Consider the following 18,340-nt stretch of genomic DNA (forward strand, 5'->3'; position numbering starts at 1 on the left):
CGGAAGCGCTTCGACCTTACGGTCCGTCCGAATTCGCGAGCACAGTTCGGAATCTCGGACGACCGAAGGGCGGGCCGCGCAGCCGATGAACCACGATGAACCACGCCTGAGCAGAAGGAAGTTACTCGTCGGCACCGGAGGGCTGGCACTGGGAGCGGCAGGGTGCGCCGCGCCCTCCTTCGGGGCCGAGGGAAAGACCCGGTTGCGTTACTGGCACCTGTTCGGCGGGGGTGACGGTGCCAATATGACGGGGCTGGTCGACGCGTTCGGCGAGGAGCACCCGGAGATCGATCTGGAGGCGACGCAACTCCAGTGGGGCACCCCGTACTACACGAAGTTGAGCATGGCAGGAGCCGGCGGGCGGGCGCCCGAAGTCGCGGTGCTCCACCTGGCAAGGCTTGCGGGGTTCGGCCCGGGGCGGCTTCTCGATCCCTTCGACTTGGATCTGCTGCGTGAACGGGGCGTCGGAGCCGACCAGTTCCCCGAGGACATCTTCAAGCGCGGCTCGGTCGACGGGCAGCAGTACGCGATCCCCCTCGACACCCACCCGATGGTCCTCTACTACAACACCGAGGTCTGCGAGAAGGCCGGGTTGCTCGGCGGCGACGGAACCCTCCAACCCATCGGCAGCGCAAGGGAGTTCATGGACGCCCTGCGCGCCGCGAAGAAGGCCACCGGCGTCCCCGCGCTGTGTTCCGAGACGACCGGACCTGACTCCGTCACCCCCTGGCGGCTGTTCGCCACCTTCTATTCCCAACTCGGCGGCACCCTCCTGTCGGCCGACGGCAAACGGCTGACTCTGGACGACGCGAAGGCCCTGGAGATCCTGGAGTTCATGGCCCGGCTCACGGCGGACGGGCTGATGGTGCGCCGCGTCGACTACCCCGGTTCCATCGGGGTGTTCAACGCCGGCAAGACCGCCTTCCACCTCAACGGCGAGTGGGAGGTGTCGACGTTCACCACCGCCAAGCTGCCGTTCTCCATGACCCGCGTACCGGCGCTCTTCGGCCGTCCCACGGTCCAGGCCGACAGCCACTCCTTCGTACTCCCGCACCAGGACAGCCGCTCGGACGCGGCGCACGAGGCTGCCCACACCTTCGTCGCCTGGATGCTCAAGCACTCCGTGGACTGGGCGAAGGGCGGCCACGTACCCGCGTATCTGCCCACCCTGACGCGGCCGGACTATCTGGAGCTGGAACCGCAGTCCGCGTACCGGTCGGTCATCGACGACGTGGTCCTCGACCAGCCGGCCTGGTTCGTCGGCTCGGCGTCACCGATGTGGGTCCAACTAGGCGCCGTCTTCTCGGGCGTACTGACCGGATCGCGCTCCCCGGCGGGCGCGCTGCGCGAGGCGAAGAAACGGCTGCGGAAGCTGCTCGACACGCCCGATCCGCTCGGCAGCGGTCCCGTGGGCGATGCGCTCGGCAGGGGCCCCATCGATGCGCGCGGCAGCGAGACGACCGGTGGCGCAGGAGGTGCCGTATGACCACGACGACGACCGCGACCACCGTCCCGCTCCCGGCCGAACAGCCGACGGCGAAACCCGTCACCGTACGCCGCAAATGGACCGAACACGGCCTGGTCTTCATCGCCCCCTTCTTCCTTACCTACGCGCTCTTCCTCCTCTGGCCGCTGGTCTCCGGCATCGGGATGAGCCTGCGCAGCGACAACATCACCGGTGAGGGTGGGGAGTTCGTCGGCTTCGACAACTACACGGAGGCCTTCCAGGACCCCAACGTGTGGTCGTCGCTGTGGAACACGATCTGGTTCACGATCCTGTCCACGGTCCCGCTGGTGCTGATGGGCCTGGTCTTCGCACTGCTCTCGCACCACCTCCGGTTCGTCCAATGGCTGTGGCGGCTCTCCTGGTTCGCGCCCTTCCTGCTGCCGTCGGGCGTGATCGGGCTGCTCTTCCTCTGGGTGATCTACCCCTCGGACTTCGGTTTCGCGGACCAACTGCTCGCCTGGTTCGGCCTGGAGCCGGGCATCGGCTGGCTGACGGACGAGCGGTACGCGATGCTGTCGATCGTGGCGGCCACCGTCTGGTGGACGGTCGGCTTCAACTTCCTCCTCTACCTGGCCGCACTCCAGTCGATCCCTCAATGCCTGTACGAGGCGGCGGAGTTGGACGGAGCGGGAGCCTGGCACCGGCTGCGGCATGTGACCCTCCCGCTGCTGAAGCGCACCACGGGGGTCGTGCTGGTCCTGCAGATTCTGGCCTCGCTCAAGATCTTCGACCAGGTGTACATCATGACCGGCGGCGGCCCTGACGACTCGACCCGCCCGATCCTCCAGTACGTCTACCAGTCCGGTTTCACCGGCTACCGCATCGGCTACGCCTCGGCAGTCTCGTACCTCTTCTTCGCCCTGATCGTCATCGTGTCGCTGGTACAGCTGCGGTTGTCGCGGCGGAGTGGGGAGTCGCAAGCATGAGTGCGCTGCTGTCAACTGACGAGGGCCGCAAGGTCCGTTGGACGCCGGGCCGCTGGGTGATGCTGGCCGCGGCCCTGCTCCTGGCGGTCATCTGGGTCCTGCCGCTCGCCTGGACGCTGGCGACGTCCTTCAAACCGGAGGGCGAGGCGACCAAGACGCCTCTGCGCTGGCTGGGCTCCCACTTCACCTTCGACGCGTACCAGAAGGTGTGGGAGGCGGGTGACATCGGCCGCTGGATGTTCAACACGGCGTACATCTCGGTGATGACGACGATCCTGACGGTGCTGCTGTGCGCGATGGCGGCATACGGTTTCTCGCGCACGGAGTTCCGCGGCCGCAAGGTCCTGTACGCGGTTGTCCTGGCCGGAATCATGGTCCCGCCGCAGGTGCTGATGGCACCGCTGTTTGCCGAGATGGTCCAACTGGGCCTGGTCGACACGTACTGGGGCGTGATCCTGCCCCAAGTCGCCGTCCCCGCCATGGTGTTCATCCTGGTCAAGTTCTTCGACGGCGTCCCCCGGGAACTGGAGGAGGCGGCCTTCGTCGACGGCGCGGGCCGCTGGCGGGTGTTCTGGACGATCGTGGTGCCGCTGTCCCGCCCGGTCCTGGCGGCGGTCGGCATCTTCACCTTCATCTCGACGTGGAACAACTTCCTCTGGCCGTTCCTGGTGACGACCGACCCGAACGGCATGACGCTCCCTGTGGGACTGGTCAACGTCCAGACGTCGTACGGCCTGCGGTACGAGCAGATGATGGCGTCGGTCGTCATCGCGGGGCTGCCGCTGCTGATCGTCTTCGCGCTGTTCCAGCGGCAGATTGTGCGGGGGGTGGCGCATACGGGGCTGGCGGGGCAGTGAGGGTCACGTCCCACAGGGGAGGGGGCAGGTCCCACAGGTGAGGGAGAGTCAGGTCTCACTGGCCATGGCCGAAAGTGGTTGCCTGGTTTTGTCAAAAGGCCTGGCAATGCTCTGGGAAAGCCCGGCAACGGTACGGGCTGGAAACACCCAAGGTTGGATCATGGCGGTCAAGATCCAGCCAGGTGGACGCCTGTGGCCGAATTTCAGACGTACGTTCCTCCCCGTGAAGTCTCTACTCATACCCCACAGAGCTGTCGACCACACGTCGACTCCCGCCGGCGGGAGCGCTCCCGCACGGCGTTCACTGATCCGCGCCGCACTGACCGGCACCGCTGCCCTCGGTGCCGGTCTCGCCCTCGGCACCCCCACCCCCACCGCTGCCGCCGCAACCCCGGTCCGCAGCACGCGCTCCCGGCCGACCACGGCCCAGGAAGCATTGCGGGAACTCGCGGCGGGCAACCACCGCTGGCGCATCAACCGCCAGCGGCATCCCAACGAGAGCCCGGCCGTCAGGCAGTCGCTGACGACGAGTCAGCATCCCTTCGCTCTCATACTCGGCTGCATCGACTCCCGCGTACCGCCGGAGCTGGTCTTCGACCAGGGTCTCGGCGATCTGATGACGGTGCGATCGGGGGGCGAGGTGCTGGACGAGGCCGTGCTCGGCAGCGTCGCCTACGGCGTGCTCGAACTGGAGATACCGCTGGTCATGGTGCTCGGCCACCAGTCGTGCGGCGCCGTGAAGGCGGCGATCGAGGTGGACGAGTCGGGCGACGAACTACCCGCCCACATGCAGTACTTGGTCGACCAGATCAGCCCCGCCATCGACCACAGCCAGGAGGGCGACGCCCGCGTCAACGCGACGATAGACGCCAATGTCGCACTCGTCCGTTCGAAGCTCGCGGCGGTGCCTGAACTCGCCGCCAAGGTGGACGCGGGTGATCTGGCGATAGTCGGCGCGCGTTACGAACTGACCAGCCAGCTGGTGCATCGGATCGCCTGAGTGCCCTGAGTGCCCTGAGTGCCCTGAGCGCCCTGAGCGGATGGCCGGGCCCCCGGGTGCCTGCCGGAAACTGAACAGTTTCCGGCAGGCACCGGGGGCCCGCTGCGTCCGATCCGCCGTGGGTGACCGGCAGCTGCGGGCTCGGCAGTCGGGAGGGTCGGTCGGCATCCCCAGCCGTCCGATGACCTTGCGGAGCAGCGAGGGCCGGCTGCTGCGGCGTACGTACTACGGTGCTCGGGTGATCCGGATACCAGAGACGTTCGCGCGGAGCACGGTCGAGCGTGAGGGAGAGGCCGGAGCGGCATGGCTTGCCGAACTGCCCATGAGCGTGGGCGAGTTGCTGCGGCGCTGGGAGTGCGTGCCGGACGGCGAGGTCATGCACGGGGGTGTCGGCGTCATCGTCCCGGTGCGACGGCGGGCCGAGGGGCCCGCCGTCCTGAAGGTGTCGTTTCCGCATCCCGGCAACGTCCATGAGCCGGACGCCTTCGCGGTGTGGGGCGGGCGTGGGGCCGTCCGGCTGTACGAGCGCGACGACGAGCGGTTCGCGATGCTGCTGGAACGGGCCAGGACGTCGACTCTGGCGGAGGTCGAGGACGCCGACGAGGTGGTGACGGTGGCCGGCCGGCTCAGCCGCCGCCTTGCCGTCCCCGCACCACCCGGTCTGCCCCGCCTGCGCGAGCAGGCCGACGCCTGGGAGGAGCAACTGCGTCTGGACGCCGAGGAGTTGCCGCACAACCTGCCACGCCATGTCCTGGACGCCGCCCTGGCGACGGTCCGCGAGTTGGGCCGCACCCAGCCGGACACCGTCATCCACGGCGACCTCCACGCCGGCAACATCCTGCGCGCCGACCGCGAGCCCTGGCTGGCCGTCGACCCCAAGGGCTACGCGGGCGATCCCGCCTACGACGGCGGCACACTGCTCAAGGCGCTAGCCCTACGGTTCCTCCAGCTGCCCGACCTCAGCAAGGCGGTCCGCCGCGCGTTGGACGTGTTCGCCGAGGCCGCGGAACTCGATCGCGAACGCGCCCGGCGCTGGGCCCAGTTCCACGCCGTCGAGGCCGCGTTCCACGGCCGCCGGCACGGATTCCGTATCGCCCGCAGCGGACCAGAGCTGGAAGGGCTCACCGAATACGCCGACGGATTGGCGGAGTTGCTCACGGAGCAGCTCGGGCGAAAATGAGCAGCCGTTGAGTGTCGTCTCCGGATACGTTCGAGCGCATGGCTGCTGACGAGTTGTTCGTGCACCCACGGCTCGCCGCGATCTACGACGCGCTCGATTCCGATCGCAGCGATCTCGATGCGTACGTGGGTGTGGCGGAGGAGTTCGGAGCGCGTCGAGTGCTGGATGTCGGTTGCGGGACGGGCGTGCTCGCGCTTCTGCTGGCCGATCGCGGGATCGAGGTGGTCGGTGTGGATCCTGCCGGCGCGTCCCTCGATGTGGCCCGGGCCAAGCCCGGCGCCGACCGGGTGCGCTGGATCCATGGCGATGCAACAGCGCTTCCGCCGCTGCAAGTTGACCTCGCGACCATGACGGGGAACGCCGCCCAGGCCATCGTCGACCCGCAGGTCTGGCAGGGGACCCTGCGGGGGGTCTACGACGCGCTGCGGCCGGGCGGGCGCTTCGTGTTCGAGACCCGGGATCCGGCGAAGCGCGCCTGGGAGACGTGGAACCGGGAAGCCAGGTACGGCGTTACGGAGATTCCGGGCGTCGGCGCGGTGGAACATTGGCTGGACCTGATCGACGTCAGCGAGTCGCTGGTGACGTTCCGCGGGACTTATGTCTTCGCCGCGGACGGGCAGGTACTGACGTCCGACTCGACCCTGCGCTTCCGCGAACGGGAGGAAGTCGAGGCGGAGTTGGCCGCACACGGCTATGTGGTGGAGGACGTGCGGGACGCACCCGATCGGCCGGGGCTGGAGTTCGTGTTCGTCGCGGCGCGGCCGGGCGATGAGTGAACAACGCCCGGCACCTGGCCATCCGCCATGGAGGAAGCCGACGGCCGGACCCTCGGGATTCTGGGCGGTCAGTCCACGGTCAGCGACCACTCGCCACGCGAGAGCGTGAGGGGTGCCGTCCGGGTCGATCCGGCCCTTCGCCCCGTACAGCGGCAAGCCACCCTCGCGGTTGAGCCGGTGTCCGTGCCCCGCACGTCGAGGCCGTCCGTGTGCGTCTCCCGGATCCCGTCCGCGTCGATCGGTTCGGTCTGATTACTCATCGGCTCCCCTCTCCGCCTTCGCGCGCCGGAACCGGGCCAGCGCGAGGAGTTGGGACACCGCGTCCGGAACGGCGAGGGCGCCGGGGCCGTCCATCGAGACGCACCAGTACGAGCGCACGCCCTCCGGCTCCGTGCGATCCGGTCGCGGCACGCCGAGGAAGCAGCCGCGCCCGAGGAACTCCGCCTCCGGGTCACGGCGGACGGCCCACTCGTAGCGCCGTCCGGCGCTCACCGGTACGAGGACGTAGTACCGCTGGGCATACAGGTCCACGAACACCGGGCCGCGCTGCAAGGCCTCCGCGAGGAAGGCGTCGATCTTCCGGGAGTTGTCCGTACCGGCCGCCGTGCGCACCAGGTCACCCGAGATCCGGATCGCACCGAACAGGCCCCCGCACCTCAGGAGCGCAATCCCACTCTCCCGCCACTGAGTCCGGGCCTGCTTCATGTCCTGCGCCGCCGTCACGTAGCGAAGGTGCCGGCTGCGGCCCACCCGTCCGCCCGCCGCTGACCCTAGGGCTGATCAACGGCGTGTTCCCTCAGGAAGGCCCCCGCGTAGGCTGCCGCCTCTTCCTTCGTCGCGTACGAGGTGTCGCCGTCGGGCGTGCCGTGTGTTCCGTCGGCGCCCTCGCCTGTCCACCTCCAGCCGCCGGAGAAAGGCTCTTGCGTCAGTTCGGCCGTTCCACCGAACAGTTCGAGTACGGCGCTCGTGTGGGCTGCGGTGGCTGCCTGGCGACTGATGGCCTCAGGCCACTTCTTGCGGGCGCCTTGCCGGGTGATGCCCCAGACGGCGCCCAGTTGCTCGTAGCTCGCGCCGTAAGACCCGGCGGTTCCCGCTGCGATCGCCGTCAACCGTTTGACCTCCGCGTCCACCACCTTCCATGCGGCAAGGACGGACAGCGCCACTTCGACCGGGTCCGCCTCCCACATGCGGTCCCCTGGTAGCCCAGGCCCCCGGGAGCGCATGGCCGATGCAAGCGGGTTCAGGGCGTCGTAGAGAGCCTTGTCGAGCTCTATCTGTTCTTCGGGGGTGATCTCAAGCGAGGTCATGCGACAACTTTAGTTACCCAAGATGGGATCGTAAACAATAGTTTCCGGTCGAGGGTGTGAGCCATGCATCGTCAGCTTTGAGCTGGTGGCCAGACCGGACCGTCGCAGCAGCTTGCCAGTCCTGCGGCTTCAAGTAGGCAGTGAGTGACGATCATGAGCGTCCTCGGTGCGGCGGGCCACCCGGGCGCCGGGGTGCTGCTCGCCGCCGCGCTCGTCGTCGGCGGCGAGCTCGCCCTCGCCGTCCAGCGCCGCACCATGCCGCCCCTCACCGGCCGCGCCGAACGTCGGCACGCCGGACGCGCCCTGCTCCGCTCCGCATTCCTGCGGCAGGTCGCGCTCGGCCTCGCGCTCGGGGTGTTTTTCGGCGCGATGCAGGTGTCCGTCGCCGCGTACGCCGTCGGACGCGGCACGCCGGACGCGGCAGCGCTGCTATTTCGCCTCCCACTGCACCAACCTGGCGGGCGGTTGGGCCTACGGAGCATGGCATCACGGTGGCTCACCTCGGCGCCGCCAGGCGGCAGCAGCCGCCTGCCTCACCCTCGCGAGCCTCCCGCTGACCTTCCTCGACGCGCCCCTCGCGGTCGGCGCCACCCTCGCCCTGACCGGACTCGCCATCCCAGTCCTGCTGATCCTCACCTCCGTCCTCACCGAGTCATCGGTCCCGCGCGCTGTCCTCACCCAGGCGTTCACCTGGGGCAACTCCGCAAGCGCGGCAGGATCAGCGGCTGCCGCGGCGGTCGCGGGGCGGGTGGTGGACGCAGGCGGTGCGCACAGCGGTTTCGGTGTGGCGGCGGGGGCCGCGGTGATGATGACGGTCCTGGCGCTCGTTCGGTCTGCGGAACCCATGACCGGACGTGCCGAGGTCGTCCGCGCCCGAGTTCAGGGGTAGGGCGGGTAGCTGTCGTGGGAATGTGACAGTGACGGGGTCGAGTGTCACATTTCCGCGAACACCCCAGTGCTCCAGAGGCCTTGCCGTCGCAGGGCGAGGCGTGAGCTGAGCGTGCTCATGCCTGCAGCGTGCGCAGCCGGATGCGCAGCAGTAGGTGCAGGCAGAGGCGGGCCGGATGAGGTGGGCGTGTGCCTGGTGGGTCCACACGATGCGGCCGGGCCCGGAATTGGCGTGCTCGTGGGCGACATCGAGGCCGTCGATCGTCGCATCCGCCGACCCAATTGGCGCCCAGCTGCAGGTGGACGAGGAGGAATGAGAGCCGGTGAGCCCAGAGCAGATCACGCACCACACAGCCACCCGGATCCAGCGCCTCGCAGAGGCCGAGCCCAGGCGCCTGGGACTGACCGACGAGACACTCTCGCCTTCCGCACGGAGCGTCGGAGTGCGGCTGCTCGGCCAGGGGGAGAGCTACACCGCCTGGCGCCTTGATGCCGACGGGACCGCCCCTCTCGTCGTCCGCGTCGCCCGCAGGGCTGTTGAGGAGTTGCCGAGGCCGATGACGGAGGAGTTCGCCGCCCTCGGCATGCTGCCTGCCGGGGTCGGGCCCGCTCCGGTGCTTCTGGAGCAGGCGCCGGACAATCCCCTGGGCTCGCCCTACATGGTTTGCGGGTACGTACCCGGCACCGTGCGGCAGCCCGCCGAGTGGACCGACGCGATGCTGGGCGCCCACGCCCGTCAGATGGCCCGACTGCACACCCCGGTCTTCGAGCGGTGCGGCGACGTCACCGCACCGGTCGGTGAGCGGGCTGCGAAGCTGTCTCTGACCGCGCTGTTCGAGATGAGCCTCGACTGGTGGAGTGAGACATCACCGCACGTGGTCGGCGACCCGGAGGTCAGCCGACTGCTGCCCCGCGTGGCGGGCTTCGTCGCGGCGGCGGAACCCGCCTTCGCGCGCCTGCACCGGTTCGCCGCCATCCACGGTGACCTGGTCGTGCCCAACATCGTGGTCGACGAGGCCGGCACGCCGCGCTACGTCGACTGGGAGTGGGCCGAGATCGGCGACCCGGCACGGGACCTGGCCTACATCGGCGGACACGTGCCGGCGCCGCCGTGGTATCTGCCGCTGGACTGCATCCGCCTCCGCCGGCTCCTGGAGACCTACCTGCGGCAGATCCCCGACCACGGCGACGAGACACCGGAAGACCCGGGAGACTTCGAAACCCGCCGTGACGCGTGGGAGGTGTACGAGCGGTTCTTCTCCTCCCTGCACTTCCGCACCCGCCGCGGCACCCCCGAGGACCAGCGCACCGGCCTCTACACCCATGCGGTGGCCGAGCTCACGGCCGGACTCGACCGCCGCCTGGACGGGGCATGAGGTGCCGGCCGCAGGGGGCGGCATGGGCCCGTAATGCGTGGGCACCGGCGGCCGCCGAATCCGGCTCAGGCCACCGCCGTAGGCGCCAGTTCGCGTAGCTCGCGCAGTGCTGCCGCCACCGCTGGGCGGTCGTGGCCGGAGGCTCGGGTGCAGGTGAGGAGTTTGCGGTGGGGGTCGCCGGAGCAGCGTACGCGGGTGATCGGCAAGTGCGGGGTGAGGTGGGCCAGGCGGGGGATCAGGGCTACGCCCAGGCTGTGGGCCACCAGGTGGGCCGTGACGTTCCAGTCCAGGGCGTGGTGGGCGATGTCGGGGGTGAAGCCGGCGGCGCCGCAGGCGGAGAGGACGTGGGGGCGGCAGGGGCTTTCGGGGACGGGGGCGATCCAGGGCTCGTGTGCGGCTTCCGTGAGGTCGACGCGGTCCCGGTTGGCCAGGCGGTGGTCCTTCGGGACGACCAGGTCGAACGGGTCGTCCAGGAGCGGCTGTTGGTCGAAGCGGGTGTCACTGAGCGGCGGGTTGCGGGGGGTCGCCTCGACGACCGCCAAGTCGATCTCGCCCTCGAAGAGCAGGTCGAAGCTCGTCGTTACGTCCAGCTCCTGGATCTGGACGGTGAGGCGCGGGTGGCGTTCGCGCAGGTGCGCGGCCATCGGGGCGAGCAGGATCGAGATGGCCACCGGGAAGCCGCTCACCCGTAGCAGCCCGGCGGGCACGCTGTGGTCGGCCCGCAGGTCGAGCTCCGCGCGCTCCCAGCGGGCCTGGATCGCGTCGGCGTGAGTGAGCAGGCTCCGGGCCGCCGGAGTGAGGCGTACGCCGCGGCCCTGTGGTTCCAGCAGGTCGACGCCCAGGTCACGGGCCAGCTGCCGGATCTGCTGGGAGGCGGCGGACGGGGTGAAGTGCAGGGCGCGGGCGGCGGCGGTGACCGTTCCGTAGTGGTCGACCGCCCTCAGGACGTGCAGTCGGCGCAGGTCAATCATGAAGTCCACGCTTCACGGTGAGGTCCAGGAAGTCAACCTGGACGTACACAAAGGCCTCGGTACACCCTGGCTGTGTCGCGACGGTCAGTCCAGCCGCTACAGCAACGAGGAGTCCGAGATGACCAGCACAGCCGACCGCAGGGCCGGCGGGGTGTGCCCGTACTGCGGGTGGCCGGACCATGCCGAGCCCTTCCAGGTGGTGTCCCGGCACACCACCGCGGCGGGCGTCACGGTGTGGACCCGCTGCGGCTGCGGATCGCTCCAGATGCGCGTCGTGGACGCCACCGGTCTGCGCCTCGTCTCGCGCAGCCGGCCCGCTGACCCCGCCATCACGTCAAGTCGCTTCTGTGAGCGGTGAGTTGTCGAATGGCCTTCGACGGGCGGCGTAAGGGGAGTTGCTGCGCGAACCGTTGACGCGCAAGGGGTTCGATTCTACGTTCCGTTCGAAGTGGTGACCGCTGTTCAGTATATCGAACGAACGACCTCCGTAGAACGACCCCACTCGTAGGAGGATCCGCGTGAGCCGCACACCCCGAAGCACCTTCAGAAGCACCTCCCGAAGAACCGCCCTCCTCGCCCTCCCCGCCGCCATCCTGCTCGCCCTCGTGCCGAGCACGGCGTCCGCGTACCCGAACCCCGGCCGCGTCACCGGCGACATCGTCACGCACGACCCGACGATGATCCGCACCTCGTCCGGCCAGTACCTGCTCTACGCCACCGGCGGCGGCATCTCCAGCAAGACGTCCGGCGACCGCATCGCCTTCAGGAACGGCGCCGACGCCTTCTCCAGCCGGCCTGGCTGGTGGCGTAACTACTCCTCCGTTCCGGAGGCTTGGGCGCCCGACATCTCGTACCACGGAGGGAAGTACCTGATGTACTACTCCGTCTCGTCGTTCGGCTCCCAGAACTCGGCGATCGGGCTTGCCACGTCGACGACCGGTCAGCCGGGCAGCTGGAGCGACCAAGGCGTCGTCTACACGTCGAGCTCGTCGACCGACTACAACGCCATCGACCCGAATCTCTTCGTGAACGACGACGGCAAGTGGTGGCTGTCGTTCGGCAGTTGGTGGAGCGGGATCAAGATGATCCAGATCAACCCGTCCACCGGGAAGCAGCTCTCCTCCAACACCACCCGGTACTCGCTCGCCTCCCGCCCGACCGGGACCAAGGCCGTCGAAGCGCCCTACATCGTCAAGCGCAACGGCTACTACTACCTCTTCGCCTCGTACGACACCTGCTGCGCCGGCACCAGCTCCACGTACAAGGTCAAGGTCGGCCGTGCCAGCAGCATCACGGGGCCGTACCGCGACAAGAACGGCGTCGCCATGATGGCCAACGGCGGTACGCCCGTACTGGAGTCGCACGGCCGCTACATCGGCCCCGGCGGACAGTCGATCATGAACGACGTGGACGGCGACCTGATCGTCTACCACTACTACGACGCCCAGGACAACGGCACGCCCAAGCTCGGCGTCAACCTCCTGAACTGGAGCAGCGGATGGCCCGTCGCGTACTGACCGTGCCGGCGGCCCAAAGCCCCCACGCCACGGTGTGACCAAGGCCGGGAGGATGTGGGACCTGCTGGCGAAGGTCCTGGGCTACGTGGCCCGATCCTCCCGGCCGGCGAAGGCCTCGTCGCGGGAAGAGCGAGGCCTCCGGGCAACCGGTCCGGCTCGTCGGTCAGCCGACCCGGTTGTTCGCGGGGGCCTCCGGCCAAGGCGTGCCCCGGGATGCGGCGGCGGCCGGCCAGCGCGTGGGCTGGGGCATCGGCTGCGGACCGGGCTGGGCGACCGGAGTCAGCCCGGGCTGCTGCTGGCCCACAGGCGTCAGCCACGGTTCCTGCTGCGGCTGACCGTTCGCGGCCACCGGGCTCAGGCCCGCCTGTTGCTGGCCGTTCGCGGCCACCGGACTCAGCCCCGGCTGCTGCTGCGGCTGACCCGAGCCCACCGGACTCAGCCCGGCCTGCTGCTGAGCCTGAGCCATGGCGGTCATCGGCTGCTGCTGAGGCTGCTGGCCCATACCTTGCTGGCCCATGCCTTGCTGTCCCTGCCCCTGCCCCTGCCCTTGTCCCTGACCCATGGCGCCCACAGCGGTAAGCAGCCCCTGCTGCTGCCGCCCTTGAGCCACGGGAGCCGGCTGCGGTTGCTGTTGCTGCTGCTGCGGCCACTGAGCGACCGGCGCCAACTGCCGTTGCTGCTGCGGCTGTTGAGCCTGAGCGACCGGCGCCAGTTGCGGCTGCTGTTGCTGCTGCTGGCCCTGCCCCTGGGCCGCCGCGGCCAGCCCCTGCATGCCCGACCCGTTCGTGGAGCTGACCAGGCGGTCCACGGCCGCCGTACCTGAGCTGTAGTTGTTGTTCAGCTCGGGCACGGCGGCTCCCCTCCTGGACCCGTAGAGCACCGACTCCAGGCCGGACACCAGGCGACGCACATCCACCTGAGGCCGGACCACGAGTCGCAGGAAGCGACTGGACGAGCCGATCTTGTTGCCGCACTCGCGGACCAGGATCCGGTGCTCGGTGAGCAGCTGATCCCGGACCACGGTGCCCTCGGCGCCCACGGGGAGGCGCACGAAGAGGAAGTTGCCCTGGGACGGATACACCGTCAGACCGGGCAGTTGGGAGAGCTGGCGGGACATGTCGAGGCGGTCACGGCGGACCTGGTGCAGGCTCTCCATGTACTCGGCGCCATGGTCTCTGAGCATGAACACCACGGTCTCCGCGAAGGAGTTGAGGTTCCACTTGGGCAGCATGGAGCGGATCCGGCCGGCCAGGGAGGGATTCGCGACCATATAGCCGAAGCGGATGCCGTGCAGGCCGAAGTTCTTGCCGAGGCTGCGCAGCACGACCACGTTGGGGCGCATCACCGCGTCCTCGACGACGCTCGGCTCGGCCTCCGCGTCGGCGAACTCCAGGAACGACTCGTCGATGACGATCAGGTCCAGATCGGCGAGGGCGTCGCAGAAGGCGAGGATCGTCTGGCGGGGCAGGAATCCGCCGTCGGGGTTGTTCGGGTTGCAGATGACGGCGACCCGGCTGCCCCGGGAGCGGATGAACTGGATGTACTGCGCCGGATCGAGGGCGAAGCCGTTGCTCTCCTGGAGCGGGAACATGTCGACGCGCTTGCCGGTCTCCATCGGCTGGTCGGTCCAGCGGCCGAAGGTGGGGACGGGGATGGCCAGGGACTCGCGCACCAGCAAGTGGTCGATCCAGGTGATCAGTTCGGTCGACCCGTTGCCCATCGCGACGCACTGCGGGGGCAGTTGGAGCAGGTTGCACAGTTCACCGGTGATGGTGTCGGCGCTGCTCGGGTAGAACGTGATGATGTCGCGGAGCCGGTGCGTCAGCTCCTCGAACATCGCCGGTGTGGGGAAGTACGGATTGCAGGGGATGCAGAAGTCCAGCGGACCCGACTCCCCGCCGCTCTCTCGTGCCAGCGCTGCCATTGACGGGCTGTGCGCGCCGGTGCGGAACAGCGAGGTGACGTTGTCGGCCATGGACCCTCCGTCCGTGGGGGTGGCCCGCGCGGACATATGCGGGCCGCTCTCCTTTACGGACGTGGATGCCTCGGTGTTCAACTCATGGGAAAGCTGGGGAGATTTGTTCCCCCCACCATGTTTCAGCGGCCGAACGAGTGGAGAGTCGCCGAGCGGTACGTCTCGCCTGGCCGGAGCGTCGTGGACGGGAACCCCGGCTGGTTCGGGGAGTCCGGGAAGTGCTGGGTCTCCAGGCAGAGCGCGTCGCCCTGGCGGTAGACGGAGCCGCCACTGCCGACGAGCGTCCCGTCGACGAAGTTCCCGGAGTAGAACTGCAGGCCCGGCTCAGTCGTCGACACCGACAAGGTGCGGCCGGAGGACGGGTCGCGGAGCGTCGCGATGGGCTCGGGTTCGGCCGTGATGCCCTTGTCGAGCACCCAGTTGTGGTCGAAGCCCTGCGCGTACAGCAGTTGCTGGTGCGCCGCGCGGATGTCCGCGCCGATGGTCTTCTTGGCGCGGAAGTCGAAGGGGGTGCCCGCGACGGGGGCGAGCTCACCGGTGGGGATGAGGCCCTCGCCGACCGGGGTGTAGCGGGTGGCGGCAATCTCCAGCTCGTGGTCGTAGACCGAACCGCTGCTCTCGCCCGCGAGGTTCCAGTACACGTGGTTGGTGAGGTTGACGACCGTCGTCCGGTCGGTGGTGGCCTCGTAGTCGATGCGCCAGTCGCCCTGCGCGGTCAGGGTGTACGTGACTTTCGTCTGCAGCGTTCCGGGGAAGCCCATCTCGTCGTCGGCGGACGTGTAGTGCAGGTACAGGCCGACGTCGGAGCCCTCGGTGAAGGGCTCGATGTCCCACACCCGCTTGTCGAAGCCCTCGGCGCCGCCGTGCAGGCTGTTCGCGCCGTCGTTGACGTCCAGCTGGTACGCCTGGCCGTCCAGGGTGAACTGGCCCTGGTCGATGCGGTTTCCGTACCGGCCGATCAGTGCGCCGAAGTACGGGCTGGAGGCGACGTAATCCTCGATGGTGCCGAAGCCGAGGGACACGTTCGCGTACCGGCCGCGGCTGTCGGGGATCTCCAGGGACTGGACGATGCCGCCGTAGGAGAGGACCTTCAGGCGGGTGCCGCCGTTCTCCAGCGACCAGCGGTAGATCTCCGTGCCGTCGGCGAGCTTGCCGAAGAGCTCCTTCACGAGCTTCCTGCCTCCTGTGGCCGTGGGCGGACATGCGTACGGGGGCCCTTTCGGACCCCCGTACGACCTATGGATTGCTTACGAACCGACCTTGCGCTTGTTCCACACGTCGAAGCCGACCGCCGCGAGCAGCACCATGCCCTTGATGACCTGCTGCCAGTCGGTGCCGACGCCGACGAGGTTCATGCCGTTGTTCAGCACACCCAGGACCAGGCCGCCGATGATGGCGCCGAGGACCGTGCCGACGCCGCCGCTCATCGACGCGCCGCCGATGAACGAGGCGGCGATCGCCTCGAGTTCGAAGTTGAGGCCGGCCTTGGGGGAGGCCGCGTTGAAGCGGGCGGCGAAGACCAGACCCGCCAGGGCGGCCATCATGCCCATGTTCAGGAAGACCAGGAAGGTGACCTTCTTGTCCTTCACACCGGACAGCTTCGCTGCCGGGAGGTTGCCGCCGATCGCGTAGATGTGACGGCCGACGATCGCGTTACGCATGACGTAGCCGAAGCCGACGACCAGCACACCGAGGATCAGCAGGACCACCGGGGCGCCCTTGTAGCTGGCGAGCAGCAGCGTCACCGTGAGCAGGGCGGAAACCAGCGCCACGATCTTGAGCACGAACAGCTTCACGGGCGGCACTTCGAGCGAGAACTCCTGCGACCGCTTGCGGTCCCGCATCTCCTGGTAGATCACGAAGGCGATCAGAGCGAAGCCGAGCAGCAGGGTGAGGTTGTGATAGTTGGTGTTCGGTCCGACCTCGGGCAGGAAGCCGTTGGCGACCTTCTGCAGCCCCTGCGGGAACGGGCCGAGGGTCTGGCCCTCCAGGAAGATCTCCGTCAGACCGCGGAAGAGCAGCATGCCCGCGAGGGTGACGATGAACGATGGAATGCCCAGATACGCGATGAAGAAGCCTTGCATCGCACCGGCGGCGGCGCCCAGCAGCAGACACAGCACCACCGCGAGTGGCCACGGCAAGTCGTTCTTGACCATCATCACCGCGGCTATCGAGCCGACGAACGCGGTGAGTGAGCCGACCGACAGGTCGATATGGCCCGCGATGATGACCAGCATCATGCCCATCGCGAGGATGAGGATGTAGCTGTTCTGCAGCACCAAGTTGGAGACGTTCCGCGGCAGAAGCAGGTCGCCGTCGGTCCACACCGCGAACAGCGCCACAATCAGACCGAGGGCGATCAGCATGCCGTACTGCCGCATATTGCGGCGCATGCCGTCCAGCATCAGCTGGAGCAGGCCGCCGCCACCGGCGGCTGCCTTGCCCGGCGGCGCGGGGGCCGGGCTCTTGTCGGTCACATCGGTGCTCATCGGGTTACCTCTTTGTCCTTCGTCATCTGGCGCATCAGCACTTCCTGCGTGGCCTCCGCACGCGAGAATTCGCCGGTCAGCCGCCCCGCGGCCATCGTGTAGATGCGGTCACACATACCGAGCAGTTCCGGCAGCTCGGAGGAGATGAAGACGACCGCCTTGCCCTGTGCGGCCAGTTGGTCGATCACGGTGTAGATCTCGAACTTGGCGCCCACGTCGATACCGCGGGTCGGCTCGTCCAGGATCAGCACATCGGGCCCGGCGAAGATCCACTTGCTGAGGACGACCTTCTGCTGGTTACCGCCCGAGAGCCGGCCCACCTGCTCGAACACGGTCGGCGCCTTGATGTTCATGGACTTGCGGAAGTCCTCGGCGACCTGGCGCTCCGCGTGCTCGTCGACCACACCGCGCTTGGAGACCTTCCCCAGCGCGCTGAGGGAGATATTGCGGCCGATGGTGTCGATGAGGTTGAGCCCGTAGTGCTTGCGGTCCTCGGTGACGTACGCGATGCCGTGCTTGACCGCCTCGGGCACGTGCTTCGTACGGATCTCCTTGCCGTCCTTGAAGACCTTGCCGCCGTGGTACCGGCCGTACGTACGCCCGAAGACGCTCATCGCGAGCTCGGTGCGCCCGGCGCCCATCAGTCCCGCGATGCCGACGATCTCCCCGCGCCGCACCTGGATCGACACATCGTCGACCACCTTGCGCTGCTGGTCGATCGGGTGGTGCACGGTCCAGTTGCGGATCTCCAGGGCCGGAGCCGCGCCCACCTCCGGCTCGTGCGGGGTGCGCTCCGGGAAGCGGTGCTCGAGGTCACGGCCGACCATCCCGCTGATGATCCGGTCCTCGGTGGTCTCCTTGGCCTTCACATCGAGCGTCTCGATGGAGCGGCCGTCGCGCAGGATCGTCACCGAGTCTGCGACCTTGCGGATCTCGTTGAGCTTGTGGGAGATGATGATCGAGGTGATGCCCTGCTTCTTCAACTCCAGGATGAGATCCAGGAGTTTGCCGCTGTCCTCGTCGTTCAGAGCCGCGGTGGGCTCATCGAGGATGAGCAGCTTCACCTTCTTCGAGAGGGCCTTCGCGATCTCCACGAGCTGCTGCTTGCCCACGCCGATGTCGGCGACGCGGGTGTCCGGGTGGTCGCTGAGACCGACCCGCCGCAGCAGCTCGGTGGCGTGCTTCAGCGTCTCGGACCAGCTGATGATCCCGCGGGTGGCGTGCTCGTTGCCGAGGAAGATGTTCTCCGCGAGGGAGAGATACGGCACCAGGGCAAGCTCCTGGTGAATGATCACAATGCCGTGCTGCTCGCTCGCCCTGATGTCCTTGAAGGTGCAGATCTCACCTTCGAAGAGGATGTCCCCTTCGTAACTTCCGTGCGGGTGGACGCCGGAGAGGACCTTCATCAAGGTCGACTTGCCGGCGCCGTTCTCCCCGCAGATGGCATGGACCTCGCCCTGCTGGACGGTCAGTGTGACGTCCGACAGCGCTTTGACGCCGGGAAAGGTCTTGACGATCGAGCGCATTTCCAGGACGGGTCCCGCCATGGTCGTGCCTTCCAATCCTTGGTG

General features: G+C 68.4%; 18 protein-coding genes. 9 read left to right on the top strand and 9 right to left on the bottom strand.

Annotated elements, in window-relative coordinates; translation table 11 throughout:
* Positions 1-85: 85 nt before the first annotated feature.
* The 6 genes from ACQEVY_RS33035 to ACQEVY_RS33060 all read left to right on the top strand — a co-directional run bounded on the left by ACQEVY_RS33035 (position 86) and on the right by ACQEVY_RS33060 (position 6,246).
* A complete protein-coding gene (locus tag ACQEVY_RS33035) occupies positions 86-1,486 on the top strand; it encodes an extracellular solute-binding protein (protein ID WP_432953043.1) in 1,401 nt (466 codons plus the stop codon).
* Positions 1,483-2,433, top strand: a complete 951-nt coding sequence (locus tag ACQEVY_RS33040) for a carbohydrate ABC transporter permease (protein WP_432953044.1) — start codon at positions 1,483-1,485, stop codon at positions 2,431-2,433. Before ACQEVY_RS33035 ends, ACQEVY_RS33040 begins: the two co-directional genes overlap by 4 nt.
* Complete coding sequence (locus tag ACQEVY_RS33045) at positions 2,430-3,290, top strand: carbohydrate ABC transporter permease (RefSeq protein WP_432953045.1); 861 nt, start codon at positions 2,430-2,432, stop codon at positions 3,288-3,290. The genes ACQEVY_RS33040 and ACQEVY_RS33045 overlap by 4 nt, the downstream gene beginning before the upstream one ends.
* A 223-nt stretch (positions 3,291-3,513) precedes the next feature.
* On the top strand, positions 3,514-4,290 hold the full coding sequence (locus ACQEVY_RS33050) for a carbonic anhydrase (protein ID WP_432953046.1): 777 nt from the start codon (positions 3,514-3,516) through the stop codon (positions 4,288-4,290).
* 238 nt (positions 4,291-4,528) lie between these two features.
* Positions 4,529-5,470, top strand: a complete 942-nt coding sequence (locus ACQEVY_RS33055; RefSeq protein WP_432953047.1) for an aminoglycoside phosphotransferase family protein — start codon at positions 4,529-4,531, stop codon at positions 5,468-5,470.
* 38 nt (positions 5,471-5,508) lie between these two features.
* Positions 5,509-6,246 carry a class I SAM-dependent methyltransferase gene (locus ACQEVY_RS33060; protein WP_432953048.1) on the top strand — a complete coding sequence of 246 codons (738 nt, stop codon included), beginning with the start codon at positions 5,509-5,511 and terminating at the stop codon, positions 6,244-6,246.
* Between the two features lie 68 nt (positions 6,247-6,314).
* Here the strand turns inward: ACQEVY_RS33060 and ACQEVY_RS33065 are convergent, their stop codons facing one another.
* The 4 genes from ACQEVY_RS33065 to ACQEVY_RS33080 form a co-directional block, all read right to left on the bottom strand.
* Positions 6,315-6,506: a hypothetical protein gene (locus tag ACQEVY_RS33065; RefSeq protein ID WP_432953049.1), complete on the bottom strand. Its 192-nt coding sequence runs from the start codon at positions 6,504-6,506 to the stop codon at positions 6,315-6,317.
* Positions 6,499-6,969 (bottom strand): hypothetical protein, encoded by a 471-nt coding sequence (locus tag ACQEVY_RS33070; RefSeq protein ID WP_432953050.1) that lies wholly within the window; start codon positions 6,967-6,969, stop codon positions 6,499-6,501. The genes ACQEVY_RS33065 and ACQEVY_RS33070 overlap by 8 nt, the downstream gene beginning before the upstream one ends.
* 47 nt (positions 6,970-7,016) lie before the next feature.
* The gene (locus tag ACQEVY_RS33075; protein ID WP_432953051.1) at positions 7,017-7,553 is read right to left on the bottom strand and encodes a hypothetical protein; all 537 of its coding nucleotides are present in this window, start codon (positions 7,551-7,553) and stop codon (positions 7,017-7,019) included.
* A 129-nt stretch (positions 7,554-7,682) separates the two neighbouring features.
* Complete coding sequence (locus ACQEVY_RS33080) at positions 7,683-7,844, bottom strand: hypothetical protein (protein ID WP_432953052.1); 162 nt, start codon at positions 7,842-7,844, stop codon at positions 7,683-7,685.
* 920 nt (positions 7,845-8,764) lie between these two features.
* Between ACQEVY_RS33080 and ACQEVY_RS33085 the strand changes: the two genes are divergently transcribed.
* Entirely contained in the window at positions 8,765-9,817 is a 1,053-nt protein-coding gene (locus tag ACQEVY_RS33085; protein WP_432953053.1) for a phosphotransferase family protein, read from the top strand.
* A gap of 65 nt (positions 9,818-9,882) precedes the next feature.
* Here the strand turns inward: ACQEVY_RS33085 and ACQEVY_RS33090 are convergent, their stop codons facing one another.
* The gene (locus tag ACQEVY_RS33090) at positions 9,883-10,788 is read right to left on the bottom strand and encodes a LysR family transcriptional regulator (protein ID WP_432955522.1); all 906 of its coding nucleotides are present in this window, start codon (positions 10,786-10,788) and stop codon (positions 9,883-9,885) included.
* 118 nt (positions 10,789-10,906) lie between these two features.
* Between ACQEVY_RS33090 and ACQEVY_RS33095 the strand changes: the two genes are divergently transcribed.
* Entirely contained in the window at positions 10,907-11,146 is a 240-nt protein-coding gene (locus ACQEVY_RS33095; protein ID WP_432953054.1) for a hypothetical protein, read from the top strand.
* 160 nt (positions 11,147-11,306) lie between these two features.
* Complete coding sequence (locus ACQEVY_RS33100) at positions 11,307-12,305, top strand: arabinan endo-1,5-alpha-L-arabinosidase (protein WP_432953055.1); 999 nt, start codon at positions 11,307-11,309, stop codon at positions 12,303-12,305.
* 163 nt (positions 12,306-12,468) lie between these two features.
* On the opposite strand, the gene ACQEVY_RS33105 is transcribed toward ACQEVY_RS33100, so the two are convergent.
* The 4 genes from ACQEVY_RS33105 to mmsA form a co-directional block, all read right to left on the bottom strand.
* On the bottom strand, positions 12,469-14,280 hold the full coding sequence (locus tag ACQEVY_RS33105) for a pyridoxal phosphate-dependent aminotransferase (RefSeq protein ID WP_432953056.1): 1,812 nt from the start codon (positions 14,278-14,280) through the stop codon (positions 12,469-12,471).
* Between the two features lie 122 nt (positions 14,281-14,402).
* Positions 14,403-15,449, bottom strand: coding sequence for an aldose epimerase family protein (locus ACQEVY_RS33110; protein WP_432953057.1), 1,047 nt, complete (start codon positions 15,447-15,449; stop codon positions 14,403-14,405).
* Positions 15,450-15,527: 78 nt separating this feature from the next.
* Positions 15,528-16,769: a multiple monosaccharide ABC transporter permease gene (gene mmsB / locus ACQEVY_RS33115; protein WP_432953058.1), complete on the bottom strand. Its 1,242-nt coding sequence runs from the start codon at positions 16,767-16,769 to the stop codon at positions 15,528-15,530.
* Entirely contained in the window at positions 16,766-18,316 is a 1,551-nt protein-coding gene (mmsA, locus tag ACQEVY_RS33120; RefSeq protein WP_328771909.1) for a multiple monosaccharide ABC transporter ATP-binding protein, read from the bottom strand. Before mmsA ends, mmsB begins: the two co-directional genes overlap by 4 nt.
* Positions 18,317-18,340: the final 24 nt, after the last annotated feature.

Origin of the sequence: Streptomyces sp. CA-288835, from assembly GCF_050936385.1 — a bacterium.
Taxonomy (GTDB): domain Bacteria; phylum Actinomycetota; class Actinomycetes; order Streptomycetales; family Streptomycetaceae; genus Streptomyces.